Raw genomic sequence first — 17,365 nt, 5'->3', positions numbered from 1 at the left:
GCTACCGACGGGTAGTGGAAATGGCGACGGGCGGCACCGGTGGCCTTGGCCACCAGCACCGCCCGTCGCGAAGAGCCCGCGCTACCGCAGGAAGGGATCGATCGCCACCGCCGTGAACAGCAGCGACACATAGGTGATCGACCAGTGGAACAGGCGCATCTCCTTGAGCTTGGCGCCGGTGACCCCCGCCTTGGCGCGCGCCTGGAGGGCGTGCGCCTCCTTGAGCCACATCGCGCCCAGCAGCACCGCGGCCACCGGGTAGAACCAGCCGGTGTAGCCCAGCGGCCACAGCAGCAGCGAGACGCCCACCATCACCCAGCTGTAGATGACGATCTGCCGGGCGACGACCTTGTTGCCCGCGATCACCGGCAGCATCGGCACGCCGACCCGCTCGTAGTCGTCCTTGACCTTCATCGACAGCGGCCAGTAGTGCGGCGGCGTCCAGAAGAACATCACCAGGAAGAGGATGACCGCGGCCCAGGAGACCTCATTGCGGACCGCCGACCAGCCGATCAGCACCGGCAGACAGCCGGCGATGCCGCCCCAGACGATGTTCTGCGCGGTGCGCCGCTTGAGCCACATCGTGTAGACCACGACATAGAACATCGAGGCGCCCAGCGAAAGCACCGCCGACAACGGGTTGACGAGGTACCAGAACCACACGGTGGAGCCCACGGTCAGCGCGGTGGCGAAGACCAGGCACTCCCGGGGCGAGACCATGCCGGTGACCAGCGGGCGCTGCGAGGTACGGTCCATCAGCGCGTCGATGTCGCGGTCGTAGTGCATATTGAACGCGTTGGCACCGCCCGCCGACAGATATCCGCCGACGCAGGTGACCAGCACCAGCCACATATCGGGGACGCCCTGTGCGGCCAGGAACATCACCGGTACGGTCGTCATCAGCAGCAGCTCGATGATGCGCGGCTTGGTGAGGGCCACGAACGCCTTGACCCGGGCCCCGAGCGGCCGGTGGCTGGGGCGCTCGATGAGCACCCCCGCAGGACGGGATTCGACGGCCGTCACGCACACCCCTGACAGAGATAAGGCCAGCAAGCACATCCGGCCGGCCCGGCCGGGAAAGACTTGCGCGTACCACGCCACTCTAGACGCAGGGCATGGCACGCCCTCCGCCGGGGTGGGGTCGTGTTGAGGGCCCGGGCGCCCCGGTAAACCTGACTCCGCGGGACCACCCGGGAGGCGAGCGCGCCGAGCGCACTGCACGCTGGTGCCAAGGCCGGTCGCTCCTGGCCGGGAATCTTTCCCGGCCGGTCCCGGTTTCCGGGAGCGTTGAGCCGAGCAGCCGACTGCACGTCGAAAAGATGCGCGCCAGGGCGAGGGTAGGCTCGACCTCGCCGAGTCGTGGCGGAACACCGCCCCCGGCCTGAGAACCATGTGGAGAGGAGCCCTGACTTAGGGTGAGCACCAAGCCGACCACCACAGACCTCGAGTGGACCGAACTGGACCAGCGGGCCGTTGACACCGCGCGGGTTCTGGCCATGGACGCCGTGCAGAAGGTCGGCAACGGCCACCCCGGCACGGCCATGAGCCTCGCCCCCGCCGCCTACCTGCTCTTCCAGAAGCTGATGCGGCATGACCCCAGCGACGCCGACTGGACCGGCCGTGACCGGTTCGTCCTCTCCCCCGGGCACACCAGCCTGACCCTCTACACCCAGCTCTTCCTGTCGGGTTACGGCCTTGAGCTGTCGGACCTGAAGGCCTTCCGCACCTGGGGCAGCAAGACCCCGGGCCACCCGGAGCACGGCCACACCCGAGGTGTGGAGACCACCACCGGCCCGCTGGGCCAGGGCATCGCCAACGCGGTGGGCATGGCCATGGCCGCCCGTTACGAGCGCGGTCTGTTCGACCCCGAGGCCCCCAAGGGCGAGTCCCCCTTCGACCACACCATCTGGGCGATCGTCTCCGACGGCGACCTGGAGGAGGGCATCTCCGCCGAGGCCTCCTCGCTGGCCGGCCATCAGAAGCTGGGCAACATCGTCGCCCTGTACGACGACAACCACATCTCCATCGAGGGCGACACCGAGACCGCCTTCTCCGAGGACGTCCTCAAGCGCTACGAGGCCTATGGCTGGCACGTCCAGCGCATTGAGCAGGCCCCCAACGGCGACTTCGACATCCAGGCGCTGTTCGCGGCGCTGAAGGCGGCGCAGGAGGAGACCGAGCGCCCCTCGCTCATCGCCGCGCGCACCATCATCGCCTGGCCCGCCCCCAACGCCCAGAACACCGAGGCCGCGCACGGCTCGGCGCTGGGCGAGGCCGAGATCGCCGCCACCAAGGAGGTGCTGGGCTTCGACCCGAAGCAGCACTTCCAGGTGGAGGACGAGGTGCTGGCGCATGCCCGCAAGGTGGTGGACCGCGGCCGCGAGGCGCACGCCGAGTGGGACAAGCGGATCCAGCAGTGGCGCACCGCCAACCCGGAGCGGGCCGCCGACTTCGACCGCATCAACGCGGGCGAGCTGCCCGACGGCTGGGAGAAGGTCCTCCCGGTCTTCCCGGCCGGCAAGGCCGTGGCCACCCGCAAGGCGTCCGGTGAGGTCCTCAAGGCCCTGGGCGGTGTGCTGCCCGAGCTGTGGGGCGGCTCCGCCGACCTGGCCGGCTCCAACAACACCACCATCGACGCGTCCTCCTCCTTCCTCCCGGAGGGCAACCCGCTGCCGGAGGCGAGCCCCTACGGCCGCACCGTGCACTGGGGCATCCGCGAGCACGCCATGGGCTCGACCATGAACGGCATCGCGCTGCACGGCAACACCCGGATCTACGGCGGCACCTTCCTGGTGTTCTCCGACTACATGCGCCCGGCGGTGCGCCTGGCCGCGCTGATGAAGCTGCCGGTCACCTATGTCTGGACGCATGACTCCATCGGTCTGGGCGAGGACGGCCCCACCCACCAGCCGGTGGAGCACATGGCCGCGCTGCGCGCCATCCCCGGCCTGAACATGGTCCGCCCGGCGGACGCCAATGAGACCGCCATCGCCTGGCGCGAGATCACCAAGCGCCACGCCACCAAGCCGGCCCCGCACGGCCTGGCCCTGACCCGGCAGAACGTGCCCACCTACGAGCCCAACGAGGGCGCGGCCAAGGGTGGTTACGTGATGCTGGAGGCCGAGGGCGGCCGGGCGCAGCTGATCCTGATCGCCACCGGTTCCGAGGTCGAGCTGGCCGTGGAGGCCCGCGAGCGGCTGCAGGCGGAGGGCATCCCGACCCGGGTGGTCTCCATGCCGTGTGTGGAGTGGTTCCAGGAGCAGGACCAGGCGTACCGCGACGGCGTGCTGCTGCCGGACGTCAAGGCCCGGGTGGCGGTCGAGGCGGGCATCGGCCTGACCTGGCACCGCTATGTGGGCGAGGCCGGCCGGGTGGTCTCGCTGGAGCACTTCGGCGCCTCCGCCGACTACAAGGTGCTGTACCAGGAGTTCGGCATCACCACCGAGGCCGTGGTCGAGGCCGCCCGCGAGTCCATCGCCGACGCCGGCCGCCGCTGACGCCCGTACTTATTTCTCAATAGGAGATGCAGAACCCATGACTGACGCACTCAAGCGGCTGTCCGACGAAGGCGTCGCGATCTGGCTGGACGACCTGTCCCGCAAGCGCATCACCTCCGGCAATCTCTCCGAGCTGATCGACGAGATGCATGTGGTGGGTGTCACCACCAACCCGTCGATCTTCCAGAAGGCGATCTCCAGCGGCGAGGGCTACCAGCCCCAGCTGGCCGACCTCGCGGCCCGCAAGGTCACCGTCGAGGAAGCCATCCGCATGATCACCACGGCGGACGTCCGCGACGCCGCCGACATCCTGCGCCCGGTCTTCGACCGCACCGACGGCCAGGACGGCCGGGTCTCCATCGAGGTGGACCCGCGGCTGGCCCATGACACCCGGGCCACGGTGGCCGAGGCCAAGCAGCTGGCCTGGCTGGTGGACCGGCCCAACACCCTGATCAAGATCCCGGCCACCAAGGCGGGTCTGCCGGCCATCGCCGAGACCATCGGGCTGGGCATCAGCGTCAATGTCACGCTGATCTTCTCCCTGGAGCGCTACCGCGCGGTCATGGACGCCTACCTGACCGGTCTGGAGAAGGCCAAGGCGGCCGGCCAGGACCTGTCGCTGATCCACTCGGTGGCGTCCTTCTTTGTCTCCCGGGTGGACACCGAGATTGACAAGCGGCTGGACGCCCTGGGCACCGACGAGGCCAAGGCGCTGCGCGGCAAGGCCGCCCTGGCCAACGCCCGGCTGGCGTACCAGGCGTACGAGGAGGTCTTCTCCTCGGACCGCTGGCTGGCCCTGGAGAAGCACGGCGCCAACAAGCAGCGTCCGCTGTGGGCCTCGACCGGTGTCAAGGACCCGGCCTACAAGGACACCCTGTATGTGGACGAGCTGGTGGCGCCCAACACGGTCAACACCATGCCGGAGGCCACCCTCCAGGCCACCGGTGACCACGGCAGCATCAGCGGTGACACCGTGCGCGGCACCTACCAGCAGGCCAAGGCCGACCTGGACGCCCTGGCCCGGATCGGCATCTCCTACGACGACGTGGTGCAGCTGCTGGAGGACGAGGGCGTCGAGAAGTTCGAGGCGTCCTGGAACGACCTGCTGAAGTCGACGGAGGCGGAGCTCAAGCGCCTCGCACCGGAGGCGTGAATTGAGCACCAGCAGCAATCCGCTGCGTGACGCTCAGGACCGGCGGCTCCCGCGTATCGCGGGGCCGTCCGGCCTGGTCATCTTTGGCGTTACGGGCGATTTGTCCCGAAAAAAGCTGATGCCGGCGGTGTATGACCTCGCCAACCGGGGTCTGCTGCCGCCGGGCTTCTCCCTGATCGGCTTCGCCCGCCGGGACTGGGAGAGCGAGGACTTCGCCCAGATCGTCTATGAAGCGGTCAAGCAGCATGCGCGCACGCCCTTCCGCGAGGAGGTCTGGCAGCAGCTGGTGCAGGGCTGCCGGTTCGTCCAGGGTGACTTCGACGACGACAACGCGTTCGAGACCCTGAAGAACACCATCAATGAGCTGGACAAGGCCCAGGGCACCGGCGGCAACTTCGCCTTCTACCTCTCGGTGCCGCCCAAGTTCTTCCCCACCGTGGTCCAGCAGCTGAAGAAGCACGGGCTGGCGGACCAGAAGGAGGGCTCCTGGCGGCGCGCCGTCATCGAGAAGCCCTTCGGCCACGACCTGAAGAGCGCCCAGGAGCTCAACCGGATCGTCCATGAGGTCTTCCCGGCCAACGAGGTCTTCCGGATCGACCACTACCTGGGCAAGGAGACGGTCCAGAACATCCTGGCGCTGCGCTTCGCCAACACCCTCTTCGAGCCCATCTGGAACCGGTCCTATGTGGACCATGTCCAGATCACCATGGCCGAGGACATCGGCATCGGCGGCCGGGCCGGCTACTACGACGGCATCGGCGCGGCCCGGGACGTCATCCAGAACCATCTGCTGCAGCTGATGGCGCTGACCGCCATGGAGGAGCCCGCCTCCTTCGACGCGGACGCGGTGGCCGCCGAGAAGACCAAGGTGCTGGGCGCCGTCCGGCTGCCCAAGGACCTGGCCAAGGAGACGGTGCGCGGCCAGTACGCGGCCGGCTGGCAGGGCGGCGAGAAGGTGGTCGGCTACCTCCAGGAGGAGGGCATCGACCCCAAGTCCAAGACCGACACCTATGCCGCCGTCAAGCTGGAGATCGACAACCGCCGCTGGGCGGGCGTCCCCTTCTATCTGCGCACCGGCAAGCGGCTGGGCCGCCGGGTCACCGAGATCGCGGTGGTCTTCCAGCGGGCCCCGCACTCCCCCTTCGACCACACCGCCACCGAGGAGCTGGGGCAGAACGCCCTGGTCATCCGGGTGCAGCCGGACGAGGGCGTGACCATGCGGTTCGGCTCCAAGGTGCCGGGCACCCAGATGGAGGTCCGGGACGTCTCGATGGACTTCGCCTATGGCGAATCCTTCACGGAGTCCAGCCCGGAGGCGTACGAGCGGCTGATCCTGGACGTCCTGCTGGGCGAGTCCAACCTCTTCCCGCGTCTGAAGGAGGTCGAGCTGTCCTGGGAGATCCTCGACCCCATCGAGGAGTTCTGGGACAAGCACGGCAAGCCCGCGCAGTACCCGGCCGGCACCTGGGGGCCGGTCGAGGCGGACGAGATGCTCGCACGAGAGGGACGGAGCTGGCGCCGGCCATGAAGATCGATCTCACCGACACCACTGCCAGCAAGATCAACCAGGCCCTGGTGGAAGGGCGCCGGGCCATTGGCGCCCCCGCCATCGGCATGGTGCTCACCCTGGTCATCGTCACCGACGAAGAGCACGCCTATGACGCGCTCAAGGCGGCCGACGAGGCGTCCCGCGAGCACCCCTCGCGCAAGCTGGTGGTCATCAAGCGGGTCAGCCGCTCGCCCCGCGAGCGCGCCCAGGCCCGGCTGGACGCCGATGTCCGGGTGGGTGCCGACGCGGGCACCGGCGAAACCGTGATGCTCCGGCTCTACGGCGAGGTGATAGACCACGCCCAGTCGGTGGTGCTGCCGCTGCTGCTGCCGGACGCCCCGGTGGTCGTCTGGTGGCCGGTCAGCTCCCCGGCCCACCCGGAGAAGGACCCGCTGGGCGCCCTGGGCCAGCGGCGGGTCACCGACTCCTACGCGGCCGAGGACCCGATCGCCGAACTCAGCGAGCGGGCCGCCAACTACACCCCCGGCGACACCGATCTGGCCTGGACCCGGACCACGCCCTGGCGCTCGATGCTGGCGGCCGCCCTGGACCAGCAGCCCGCCGCCCAGGTCACCGCCGCCGAGGTGGAGGGCGAGGCGTACAACCCCAGCGCCGAACTGCTGGCCATGTGGCTGGCGGACCGGCTGGGGGTGACCGCCAAGCGCACCGTCTCCGAGGGCCCGGGCCTGACCTCGGTGCGGCTGCAGACCAAGACCGGCGTCATCACCCTGGACCGCCCCAACGGCACCCTGGCCACCCTGGCCATGCGCGGCCAGCCGGACCGCGCGGTGGCGCTCAAGCGGCGCGACACCGCCGAGCTGCTGGCGGAGGAGCTGCGCCGGCTGGACCCGGACACCATCTATGAGTCCGCGCTGAAGTACGGCGTGGAACGGCTGGGCAACGAGCCGCTGGACGTGCCCAAGCCGGAGGCCGAGCCCACGCCCGAAGGGGCTCCGGCACCGCCTCGGAAGAAGGCCCCGTCGGCCAAGAAGGCGGCGTCCCAGTGAACACGCCCCAGCTGGTGGTGCACCGGGACACGGAGCTGATGGCCCGGGCCGCGGCGGCCCGCCTGATCACCAAGATCGTGGACGCCCAGGCCGCCCGGGGCCACGCCTCGGTGGTCCTCACGGGCGGCCGCAATGGCAATGGGCTGCTGGCGGCCCTCGCCGAGTCGCCCGCCCGGGACGCGGTGGACTGGTCCCGGCTGGATCTGTGGTGGGGCGACGAACGGTTCCTGCCGGACGGCGACCCGGAGCGCAACCACACCCAGGCGTGCCGGGCCCTGCTGGACGCGGTGGACCTGGACCCGGCCCGGGTGCACCCGATGCCCCCGGCGCAGGGTGCCCACGGCAATGACGCGGACGCCGCCGCCGCGGCGTACGCGGCCGAGCTGGCGGCGGCCGCGCGGCCCGAGGACCACGCCCAAGTGCCGTCCTTCGACGTGCTGTTGCTGGGCGTCGGCCCGGACGCCCATATCGCCTCGCTCTTCCCGGAGCTGCCGGCGGTACGGGAGACCGAGCGTACGGCCGTCGGGGTGCATGGCGCGCCCAAGCCGCCGCCGACCCGTATCTCGCTGACCCTGCCCGCGATCCGGGCGGCCCGTGAGGTGTGGCTCCTGGCGGCGGGCGAGGACAAGGCGGGCGCGGTCGCGCTCGCGCTGAGCGGCGCGGGCGAAATCCAGGCCCCGGCGGCGGGCGCCTACGGCCGCTCCCGCACCCTGTGGCTCCTGGACCGGGCCGCCGCGGCGCAGTTGCCGAGGGATTTGTACCCTCCGGCTTCGCCCTGAGGTCTTACTGCCGGGTGCGGGCCGAGTGTGGCCGGTCGCGCAGTTCCCCGCGCCCCTGACGGGGCCGCGGTTGTGGGCAGTCGTTCCGCAAGGGCGGAACGGGTGGGCACAACCGCCCACCGGGCCGCACCTGGTGATGAAACCCGGGCCCCAGGCGGCGCCTAAGGTTTCATCGCCGGGTGCGGGCCGGCTGTGGCCGGTCGCGCAGTTCCCCGCGCCCCTAAGGGGGCGCACCCGGCGATGAAATGCGAGCCCCCGGAAGCGCAATGCGCCTCCGGGGGCTCAGTCATGCATTACGCGCGCCCGCGCAACTCGCGGTACCGCGCGACCAGCGCAGCCGTGGACGCATCCAGACCCGGCACCTCAGCACCCTCCGTCAGCGCCGGCTCGACCCGCTTCGCCAGCACCTTCCCCAGCTCGACCCCCCACTGGTCGAAGGAGTCGATGTTCCACACCGCCCCCTGCACAAACACCTTGTGCTCATACAGCGCGATCAACTGCCCCAGCACAGAAGGCGTGAGCTCGCTCGCCAGGATCGTTGTGGTGGGCCGGTTGCCCCGGAAGGTCTTGTGCGGGACCAGCTCCGCCGGCACCCCCTCCGCCGCCACCTCCTCCGGCGTCTTGCCGAAGGCCAGCGCCTGCCCCTGGGCGAACAGATTGGCCATCAGCAGGTCGTGCTGGGCCACCAGCCCCGGCTCCAGATCGGCCACCGGCCGGGCGAAGCCGATGAGATCCGCCGGGATCAGCTTGGTGCCCTGGTGGATCAACTGGTAGTACGCGTGCTGTCCGTTGGTGCCCGGGGTGCCCCAGACCACCGGCCCGGTCTGCCAGTTGACCGGCTTGCCGTCACGGTCCACCGACTTGCCGTTGGACTCCATGTCCAACTGCTGGAGATAGGCGGTGAACTTGGACAGATAGTGGCTGTAGGGCAGCACCGCGTGCGACTGGGCGTCATGGAAGTTGCCGTACCAGATGCCCAGCAGACCGAGCAGCAGCGGAGCGTTCTCCTCCGGCGGCGCGCAGCGGAAGTGCTCATCGATCAGATGGAAGCCGGCCAGCATCTCCCGGAAGCAGTCCGTCCCGATGGCCAGCATCAGCGACAGCCCAATGGCCGAGTCATAGGAGTAGCGGCCGCCGACCCAGTCCCAGAACTCAAACATATTGTTGGTGTCGATGCCGAATTCGGCGACCTTCTGCTCATTTGTGGACAGCGCCACAAAGTGCTTGGCCACCGCCTCGTCACCGGCGCCCAGCCCGGCCAGCAGCCACTCCCGCGCCGAGGTGGCGTTGGTGATGGTCTCAATGGTGGTGAAGGTCTTGGAGGCGACGATGAACAGCGTCTCCGCCGGGTCCAGGTCCCGGACTGCCTCATGCAGATCCGCCCCGTCCACATTGGAGACAAAACGGAACGTCATGTCCCGGGCGGTGTAGGCGCGCAGCGCCTCATAGGCCATCGCGGGGCCCAGATCGGAGCCGCCGATGCCGATGTTGACGACGTTCCTGATCCGCTTGCCGGTGTGGCCGCGCCAGTCGCCGGAGCGCACCCGGTCGGTGAACACCTGCATCTTCATCAGCACCGCGTGCACGGCGGGGATGACATTCTCCCCGTCACTGCGCACCACCGCCGACTCCGGGGCGCGCAGCGCGGTGTGCAGCACCGACCGGTTCTCGGTGGTATTGATCTTCTCGCCGCGGAACATGGCGTCCCGCAGCTCGGCCACCCCGGTGGCCGCGGCGAGCTCGCGCAGCAGCCGCAGGGTCTCATCGGTGACCAGATGCTTTGAGTAGTCCAGGTGCAGATCGCCCACGGTGAGCGTGTACTTCTCGGCCCGCCGGGGGTCCTCGGCGAACAGCTGCCGCAGCTGCACCTCCCCCAGCTCCTCGCGGTGCTTGGCCAGTGCGTTCCACTCCGGCAGGCGGTCGAGCCGGCCACGGCCTTCTGCGTTCATCTCGGACATCAGCCCACTTCTTCTCGTAGCTCCCTCGCCACCCACCAAACTAAAGGATCAGCGGCCCGCGCGAACGCCGAGCCCGGCCGGGGACGCGGTCCCGTGCGGAAGACGGCCCGGTGCGGTTCCGGACCGTCCCGGCGCGGCCGGCCCGAAAAAGCGTCCGGCCCGGCCGGAGGAAGGGTTTCCTCCGGCCGGGCCGGACGGCTCCGCTCAGATCTCGCCGCGCAGCTTGGCCAGTGCCTCGGCGAGGATCGCCTCGCCGTCCGCGTCGCTGCGCCGCTCCCGCACATAGGCTAGGTGGGTCTTGTAGGGCTCGGTGCGCGGCGGGTCCGGGGGGTTGTCCCGGTCCTGGCCGGCCGGGAAGCCGCAGCGCGGGCAGTCCCAGGTGTCCGGCACCTGTGCGTCGCTGGCGAAGCTGGGCTGTGTCTCGTGCCCGTTGGAGCACCAGAAGGAGATGCGGAGGCGCGGTGCGGACTCGCCCCGCTCGGCCTCCCCCATCGGCCCCGCCCCGACCCGGCTTCCTCGGATCGCGTTGCCACTTGCCACGGTCGTAACTCCCTGCATGAGTGCCGCGGAGCGGGACAGTCCGCTCCGCTGCGGGCGCCTCAGTCTGTGTAAGGCCCAACGCGCGTCCAGTGGCGGGAGTTACCACCCGGCCGCAGAACGCGAACCCCCATCATAGGCCGCGTTCGCGACGGTACGTCAGCTCTTGAGCTTCATCAGCAGCCCGAGCACCACAATGCAGGCGAACCACAGCAGACCGACCACCACGGTGATCCGGTCCAGGTTGCGCTCGGCGACCGAGGAACCGCCGACGGAGGACTGCATGCCGCCGCCGAACATGTCGGACAGACCGCCGCCCTTCCCCTTGTGCATGAGCACCAGCATCATCAGCAGCGCGCTGAAGATGATGAGGGCGATCGAGAACCCGATGACCACGGCTGGACCAACTCTCTCGGACTGACTGAATCGGACTGACTGCAGGTGAAACGCTGCGGGGCCGGTCCGGCGCACAGCACCGTTCCCGGCCCCGACAGGGTACGACGGACCGTGCCCGTCGTCATACCGCTACTGGTCGCGGAACCGGACGATCTTGACGAACTCCTCCGCGTCCAGCGCCGCACCGCCGACCAGGGCGCCGTCCACATCGGGCTGGGCCATGATCGCCGCCACATTGCCGGCCTTGACCGAGCCGCCGTACTGGATGCGGACCTTGTCGGCCAGTTCCTGGCCGTAGAGCTCGGCCAGCCGGCCGCGGATCGCCCCGCAGACCTCCTGGGCGTCCTCGGGGGTGGCAACCTCGCCGGTGCCGATGGCCCACACCGGCTCATAGGCGATCACAATGGTCTCGGCCTGCTCGGCCGGGATGTCCTTGAGGCCGCCGTCCACCTGGGCCAGGGTGTGCGCGACCTGGTTGCCCGCCTTGCGGATCTCCAGGCCCTCGCCCACACACAGGATGGGGGTCAGGCCGTGCCGGAAGGCGGCCTTGACCTTGGCGTTGCAGAGCTCGTCCGTCTCGTTGTGGTACTGACGGCGCTCGGAGTGGCCCACCGCCACATAGGAGCAGTTGAGCTTGGCCAGCATGGCGCCGGAGATCTCGCCGGTGTAGGCGCCGGAGTCGTACGCCGAGAGGTCCTGGGCGCCGTACTTGATCTTGAGCTTGTCGCCGTCCACCAGGGTCTGCACCGAGCGCAGATCGGTGAACGGGGGAAGCACGGCGACCTCGACGGCGTCGAAGTCCTTGTCCGTGAGGGCGAAGGCGAGCTTCTGGACATGGGCGATGGCCTCGAGGTGGTTGAGGTTCATCTTCCAGTTGCCCGCCATCAGGGGCGTGCGGTTGGTCACGGTGGTTCAGTCCTCCAGTGCGGCGAGGCCGGGGAGCGTCTTGCCCTCAAGGTATTCGAGGCTGGCGCCACCGCCGGTCGAGATATGGCCGAAGGCATTCTCGTCGAAGCCCAGCAGGCGAACGGCCGCGGCCGAGTCGCCACCGCCGACCACGGTGAAGGCCGGGCTGTCCACCAGGCCCTGGGCGACGGCCTGGGTGCCGCCCGCGTAGTCGGGGTGCTCGAAGACGCCCATCGGGCCGTTCCAGAACACGGTGCCCGCGTCGGCCAGCTTGGCCGCGTAGAGCTCACGGGTCTTGGGGCCGATGTCCAGGCCCTCCTGGTCGGCCGGGATGGCGTCCGAGGAGACCGTCTGCGGGTTGGCCGGGGCCTTGGTCTTCAGGTCCGGGAAGTCGGCGGAGACCAGCACGTCCACGGGGAGGACGAACTCCACGCCGCGCTTCTCGGCCCGGGCCAGGTACTCCAGGCAGACCGGGATCTGGTCCTCCTGCAGCAGCGAGATGCCCACCTCATGGCCCTTGGCCTTGAGGAAGGTGTAGGACATGCCGCCGCCGATGAGGATCCGGTCGGCCTTCTCCAGCAGGTTGTCGATGACGCCCAGCTTGTCGGAGACCTTGGCACCGCCGAGGACCACCACATAGGGGCGCTTGACGTCCTCGGTGAGCTTCTTCAGGACCGTGACCTCCGCGGCGATCAGCTGGCCCGCGGCATGCGGCAGCCGGGCCGGGAGGTCGAAGACCGAGGCGTGCTTGCGGTGCACGGCGCCGAAGCCGTCGCCCACATACACATCGGCCAGCGACGCGAGCGCGTCGGCGAAGGCGCCGCGCTCCGCGTCGTCCTTGCTGGTCTCGCCCGCGTTGAAACGGAGGTTCTCCAGCAGCGTGACCTCGCCGTCGCCCAGAGCGGCGACGGTGGCCTTCGCGCTGTCACCGACCGTGTCGGTGGCGAACGAGACGTTCTTGCCCAGGATCTCGCCGAGCCGCCTGGCGACCGGGGCCAGCGAGAACTGGGGGTCGGGGGCGCCCTTGGGACGGCCCAGGTGGGAGGCGACGATCACCTTGGCGCCCGCCTCGGCGAGCCTGGCGATGGTCGGCGCGACGGCCCGGATGCGGCCGTCGTCGGTGATGGTGTCGCCCTGCAGCGGCACATTGAGGTCGGCGCGGATGAACACCCGCTTGCCCTCGATGCCCTCCTGGAGGAGCTCGTCGATCGTCTTCATGCAGTGACTCCGTGACATCCGTAGCGATGGGTCATGCGACGGGGCCCGGACGACGTTCCCTGACGTCGCACGAGCCCCGTGTTTCACAGCCGGGAGATCAGAGCTGGCCGCCGACGAAGACGGTCAGGTCCACCAGGCGGTTGGAGTAGCCCCACTCGTTGTCGTACCAGCCCACGACCTTGACCTGCTTGCCCTGAGCCATGGTCAGCTTGGAGTCGAAGGTGCAGGAGGCCGGCCAGTTGACGATGTCGGAGGAGACGATCGGGTCCTCGGTGTACTCCAGGATGCCCTTGAGCTCGCCCTCGGCGGCCTTCTGGAAGGCGGCGTTGATCTCTTCCTTGGTGACCTCGCGGTCCAGCTCCAGGACCAGGTCGGTGACCGAGCCGGTGGGGACCGGGACGCGCATGGCGATGCCGTCCAGCTTGCCCTTGAGCTGCGGCAGCACCAGGGCGGTGGCCTTGGCGGCACCGGTGGAGGTCGGGATGATGTTCTGCGCGGCGGCGCGGGCCCGGCGCAGGTCGCTGTGCGGGAAGTCCAGGATCCGCTGGTCGTTGGTGTACGCGTGGACGGTCGTCATCATGCCCTTGACGATGCCGAAGCTCTCGTCGAGGACCTTGGCCATCGGCGCCACACAGTTGGTGGTGCAGGAGGCGTTGGAGATGACGTGGTGATTATCCGCGTCGTACTTGTCCTGGTTGACGCCCATCACAATGGTGATGTCCTCGGCCTTGGCGGGCGCCGAGATCAGGACCTTCTTGGCACCGGCGGCCAGGTGCTTGGCGGCGTCCTCGCGCTTGGTGAAGATGCCGGTGGACTCGATGACGATGTCCGCGCCCAGCTCGGCCCACGGCAGGTTCGCCGGGTCACGCTCGGCCAGGGTCTTGAAGGTCTGGCTGCCGACGGTGATGGTGTCCTCGGTGTGGCTGACCTCGTGCTTCAGCCGGCCCAGGATGGTGTCGTACTTGAGCAGGTGGACCAGGGTGGCGTTGTCGGTCAGGTCGTTGACACCGACGATCTCGATGTCCGCCCCCTGCTCCAGGAGCGCACGGAAGTAGTTGCGACCGATACGGCCAAAGCCGTTGATGCCTACGCGGATCGTCACGAACCGATCTCCTCGTTGGTGTGCCGGTCTTGCGCACCGGCGGCTGTATGGGATGTCCCCGACCACCACCGACCCTACCTCCAACCGGAGGGGGACGTGACATTGGCTGCTCTGGCCCGCTTCCTCTTGACGTGGGCACGGACCAGGGCGTATGCACCGGTGAGCGGGGCGGCGATCAGCTGTGCAGGGCGCGCAGCGCGGCATGGAGCACCGCCGCGCGCTGCCGGAGGTCGCGGATCTGCTCCAGACCGAAGCCGAACAGCACCGTGTCCTTGGTGGTGACGGCCGCCGAGGAGTGGCTCAGCGCCTGGGAACGGGCCCAGTCACCGGTGTTCCCGGGGCTGCCTGGCGGCGCTCCCGGCACCGTCCAGGCGCCCAGCGAACTCTCGAAGCCCTCGGCCGGTTCGGTACGGCCGCCCGAGCTCAGGGCCGCCTCGTCGATCAGCACTCCGGGGCCGCCCGCGGCGGGGTCGGTGATGTACGAGACCACGACCTCGGCCTTCCTGCCCGCGAAGGCGCCGAGGTCGAAGGAGACCGGGTGCCAGCCGCCCGACTGCCCGGTGAACCGGTTCCAGCTGCCCGAGGAGCCCTTGGGCAGGCACTTGTCGCCACTGACCGTCAGATAGTGCTTGAGGAAGGGGTGCAACTTGAGGTAGGCGGGACAGTCGGCCGGGACATCGGTGCGGGTGGCGCCGCCCGCCTCCGGCAGGGTGGTCCAGTCGTCCTGGCCCGCCGTATGCGCCTCCACCACCACATTGTCGTAGTCCGGCTCGGTGCCATAGCTGAGCTGGAATCCCAGGGAGGGCTTGTCGCCGGGCCGGGCACCGGTCAGGTCGATGGTGCGGGACAGCCGCATCCAGGCGCTGTCCCGGTGTCTGGCGGCGGCCATCCACTCGCCCCGGTAGGGCTCCAGCGGGGTGCGCAGCCCGGGGTAGCTACCGGCGGCCGCGCTCCGGAACTGCGGGAATTCTCCGGGCTTGAGCACCTCGGAGGTGGGGACGAAGGAGCCCGCCGCATCCAGCGGGTTGCCGGGCGCGTCGGCCAGGTCGGCCGTCACCCCGGCGAGGCCGCCGCTGCCGGCGAACCGCCGGGGCCGCTCCAGGGCCGTCCGGCTGTAGGCGCCCAGGTAGTACTGGCTGAAGTCATCGGTGAGCGCCGGGCCCACCTGGGCGTCGCCGCCCGCCCGCTTGCCCGCCGTGATCAGTTTGCCGCCCTCGTTGAGGAAGTCCCTTACCGCCAGCACGGTTTGGCCGTCCGGCCGGTTGGCGGCGCCGGAGTACCACACGGCCGTGCGGAAGTGGCTCAGCACCCCCAGCGCGGAGGGGGCGCCCTGCTTGGCGACGTCCCAGACCACCGCCCGGCGGCCGGCGGCGGCCAGCGCCTCGGTGTAGGCGGTGAGCTGCCGGGCCGGGCCGCCCTCGTCGGCGATCACCAGGGTGTCGGCCGGCGGCCGGTGCCAGACGGTGTAGGTGAAGGGCTCGCTCCGGGTGGCCCGGCCTTGCGCGGTACGGCCGGTGAACCACACCTGTACCCGGGAGCCCTGGTGCCCGCCCTTGACCGTGGCGCGGTACTGGTCGAAGCGGAGGTTGTCCCGCCCTCCGTAACGCTTGCCGCCCTTCCAGGGTTTGAGCGGAACGCTCCGCGGATGTCCGCCGTCTATGCGGTAGTTGAGGCGTTTGTCGCGCAGGCTCTTGCGGGCGGTGACGGCCACCGGCTGATCGCCGTCGCGGGCGAAGGAGTCCTTGAAGGTGTCCGGGGTGAAGTCCGGTGCGTCCAGGCCGACCGAGGAGGACGGGCGGTCGGCGTGCGGCGCGGTCTCGGCGACCGAGAGAGCGAAGGGGACGTTCTTGGCGAACTCCGCCTGGATCAGCTTCTCGTCGTCGGGGAAGCTGAAGACCGACGGGCAGTCCGCGGGGTTCCAGTGGCCGCTGGTGTCGGTGCGGGATGCCGTCTGGCAGGTGGACATCTCCGGGGTGAACATCAAGGTCCCATTGACATTGGCCGCGTGGCCGTCCGCCTCGCCATTGGTGGTGTAGAGCTCGGAGGAGAGCTCCGGGTGGTATCCCGGGATCGCGGACTTCTGCGGGGTGCCGGCCAGGGCCCGGTAGAGCACATCGTCCGGGGTGCTGGTGCCCACCTGCCAGCCGACGCCATAGAGCAACAGCTCGGCGGCGGAATGGTAGTTGACGGCATAGGTGAAGTGGACGCGCTTTTCAAAGGCGTCCATGGCCCGGGTCTCCGGCTCGGAGCCGGGGCTCTTGCCACGGTAGGTCTCGGCGGACGGGTCCGGGGACGAACCCTCGTCGTCATAGCCCCATTTGTAGGGGAAGTTGCGGTTGAGGTCCACGCCGTCGTTGGGCCCCAGCTTTCCGTCGCCGTCGTTGTCGCGCAGGTTCTTGCGCCACAGCCGGGTGCCGGGACCCTGGAAGGTGTAGTCATAGCCGTCGGGGTTGGCGGAGAGGACGAACCACAGCTCGGTGGAGTCCACGATCCTGGTGATCCGCCGGTCCTTGCCATAGCGGTCCAGGTAGTAGTGCATCAGCCGGCGGGTCATCTCCGGCGTGATCCACTCCCGGGCGTGCTGGTTGGACAGATAGAGCACCGAGGGCTTGGACCCATCACGGCTGTGACGGGCGTTCTTGGTGAGCTTGAGGGCGAGGATGTCCTGGCCCTTGAGGGTCTTGCCGATGCTGACCACCTTGGTCAGCGAGGGGTGCGCCCGGCCGGTGTCGGCGATCTCCTGCTTGAGCCCGCCCGGCCCGCCGTACTTGCGGAAGACTCCATCGCCCTGGGCCTTGAGCCGGTCCAGGGTGCGCTGAGGTGTTTTCTTCTCGGCCAGCTGGACACCCTGGCCGCGCAGCGCCCGGGCCTGTGCCTGGGTGAGGTAGAGCTCGACGTCAACTGCCCTGTCACCGCCGGGCCGTTGGCCCAGCTCCTCGCCGTCCACGCCTGCCTTGAGCAGGACCGGGATCTGGGCGCGGGTGACTTTCGCCTGCCAGACGAGGAGGGAACCGCCGTCCCCGGCCGGCTGTGCATTCGTCGTGGGTGCGGCCGCCAGGCCGCCGACCAACAGGGACGCGGTCGCGAGTACCGCCCTTGCTCTGCGTCTCATGAGCCCCCCTTGGGCTTGTCTGACCCGTCAGACATACGACGCCCGCCAGGCTGGCGATGGCCCATGGCCATGTCAACACCGCCTATGGAGAGCCGGGCGCCCATTAGGGGCGCGGGACGGGTTCATATGCGGCTCCGCCGCGTGGGCGCGA

The 17,365-nt window shown here is 69.5% G+C and carries 13 protein-coding genes; 5 read left to right on the top strand and 8 right to left on the bottom strand.

The features are described 5' to 3' along the window. Nucleotides 1-81 precede the first annotated feature (81 nt). Nucleotides 82-1,023: a heme o synthase gene (locus tag CV755_RS01255; RefSeq protein WP_161968569.1), complete on the bottom strand. Its 942-nt coding sequence runs from the start codon at nt 1,021-1,023 to the stop codon at nt 82-84. 392 nt (nt 1,024-1,415) lie between these two features. Here CV755_RS01255 and tkt point away from each other — a divergent pair, with 392 nt between their 5' ends. Genes tkt through pgl form a run of 5 tightly spaced genes read left to right on the top strand, consistent with a single transcriptional unit; the run spans nt 1,416 to nt 7,985 of the window. Further along, on the top strand, nt 1,416-3,497 hold the full coding sequence (tkt, locus tag CV755_RS01250; RefSeq protein WP_109278235.1) for a transketolase: 2,082 nt from the start codon (nt 1,416-1,418) through the stop codon (nt 3,495-3,497). Between the two features lie 37 nt (nt 3,498-3,534). Beyond that, nucleotides 3,535-4,650 carry a transaldolase gene (gene tal, locus CV755_RS01245; protein WP_109278234.1) on the top strand — a complete coding sequence of 372 codons (1,116 nt, stop codon included), beginning with the start codon at nt 3,535-3,537 and terminating at the stop codon, nt 4,648-4,650. 1 nt (nt 4,651) lies between these two features. Beyond that, nucleotides 4,652-6,178 (top strand): glucose-6-phosphate dehydrogenase, encoded by a 1,527-nt coding sequence (gene zwf / locus CV755_RS01240; protein WP_109278233.1) that lies wholly within the window; start codon nt 4,652-4,654, stop codon nt 6,176-6,178. Beyond that, nucleotides 6,175-7,206 carry a glucose-6-phosphate dehydrogenase assembly protein OpcA gene (gene opcA / locus CV755_RS01235; protein ID WP_109278232.1) on the top strand — a complete coding sequence of 344 codons (1,032 nt, stop codon included), beginning with the start codon at nt 6,175-6,177 and terminating at the stop codon, nt 7,204-7,206. Before zwf ends, opcA begins: the two co-directional genes overlap by 4 nt. Next, a complete protein-coding gene (gene pgl, locus CV755_RS01230; protein ID WP_109278231.1) occupies nt 7,203-7,985 on the top strand; it encodes a 6-phosphogluconolactonase in 783 nt (260 codons plus the stop codon). The genes opcA and pgl overlap by 4 nt, the downstream gene beginning before the upstream one ends. Nucleotides 7,986-8,278: 293 nt before the next feature. Here pgl and pgi read toward each other — a convergent pair whose 3' ends face one another. From pgi to CV755_RS01195, 7 genes are all read right to left on the bottom strand, one after another. Next, a complete protein-coding gene (gene pgi, locus CV755_RS01225) occupies nt 8,279-9,934 on the bottom strand; it encodes a glucose-6-phosphate isomerase (RefSeq protein ID WP_109278338.1) in 1,656 nt (551 codons plus the stop codon). A 213-nt stretch (nt 9,935-10,147) separates the two neighbouring features. Further along, a complete protein-coding gene (locus CV755_RS01220; protein ID WP_003957010.1) occupies nt 10,148-10,483 on the bottom strand; it encodes an RNA polymerase-binding protein RbpA in 336 nt (111 codons plus the stop codon). 156 nt (nt 10,484-10,639) lie between these two features. Continuing rightward, nucleotides 10,640-10,876: a preprotein translocase subunit SecG gene (gene secG, locus CV755_RS01215; protein ID WP_193553323.1), complete on the bottom strand. Its 237-nt coding sequence runs from the start codon at nt 10,874-10,876 to the stop codon at nt 10,640-10,642. Nucleotides 10,877-11,005: 129 nt separating this feature from the next. After that, the gene (tpiA, locus tag CV755_RS01210) at nt 11,006-11,782 is read right to left on the bottom strand and encodes a triose-phosphate isomerase (RefSeq protein ID WP_109278230.1); all 777 of its coding nucleotides are present in this window, start codon (nt 11,780-11,782) and stop codon (nt 11,006-11,008) included. Between the two features lie 6 nt (nt 11,783-11,788). After that, nucleotides 11,789-13,000, bottom strand: coding sequence for a phosphoglycerate kinase (locus CV755_RS01205; RefSeq protein WP_109278229.1), 1,212 nt, complete (start codon nt 12,998-13,000; stop codon nt 11,789-11,791). A 97-nt stretch (nt 13,001-13,097) separates the two neighbouring features. Continuing rightward, nucleotides 13,098-14,102: a type I glyceraldehyde-3-phosphate dehydrogenase gene (gene gap, locus CV755_RS01200; RefSeq protein WP_109278228.1), complete on the bottom strand. Its 1,005-nt coding sequence runs from the start codon at nt 14,100-14,102 to the stop codon at nt 13,098-13,100. 175 nt (nt 14,103-14,277) lie between these two features. After that, a complete protein-coding gene (locus CV755_RS01195; protein WP_109278227.1) occupies nt 14,278-17,214 on the bottom strand; it encodes a M14 family metallopeptidase in 2,937 nt (978 codons plus the stop codon). Nucleotides 17,215-17,365: the final 151 nt, after the last annotated feature.

Source organism: Streptomyces orinoci (genome assembly GCF_003121295.1).
Taxonomy (GTDB): Bacteria; Actinomycetota; Actinomycetes; order Streptomycetales; family Streptomycetaceae; genus Streptomyces; species Streptomyces orinoci.
Note: the sequence above shows the minus strand (reverse complement) of the source record. Positions and strands in the feature narration are given on the sequence as shown.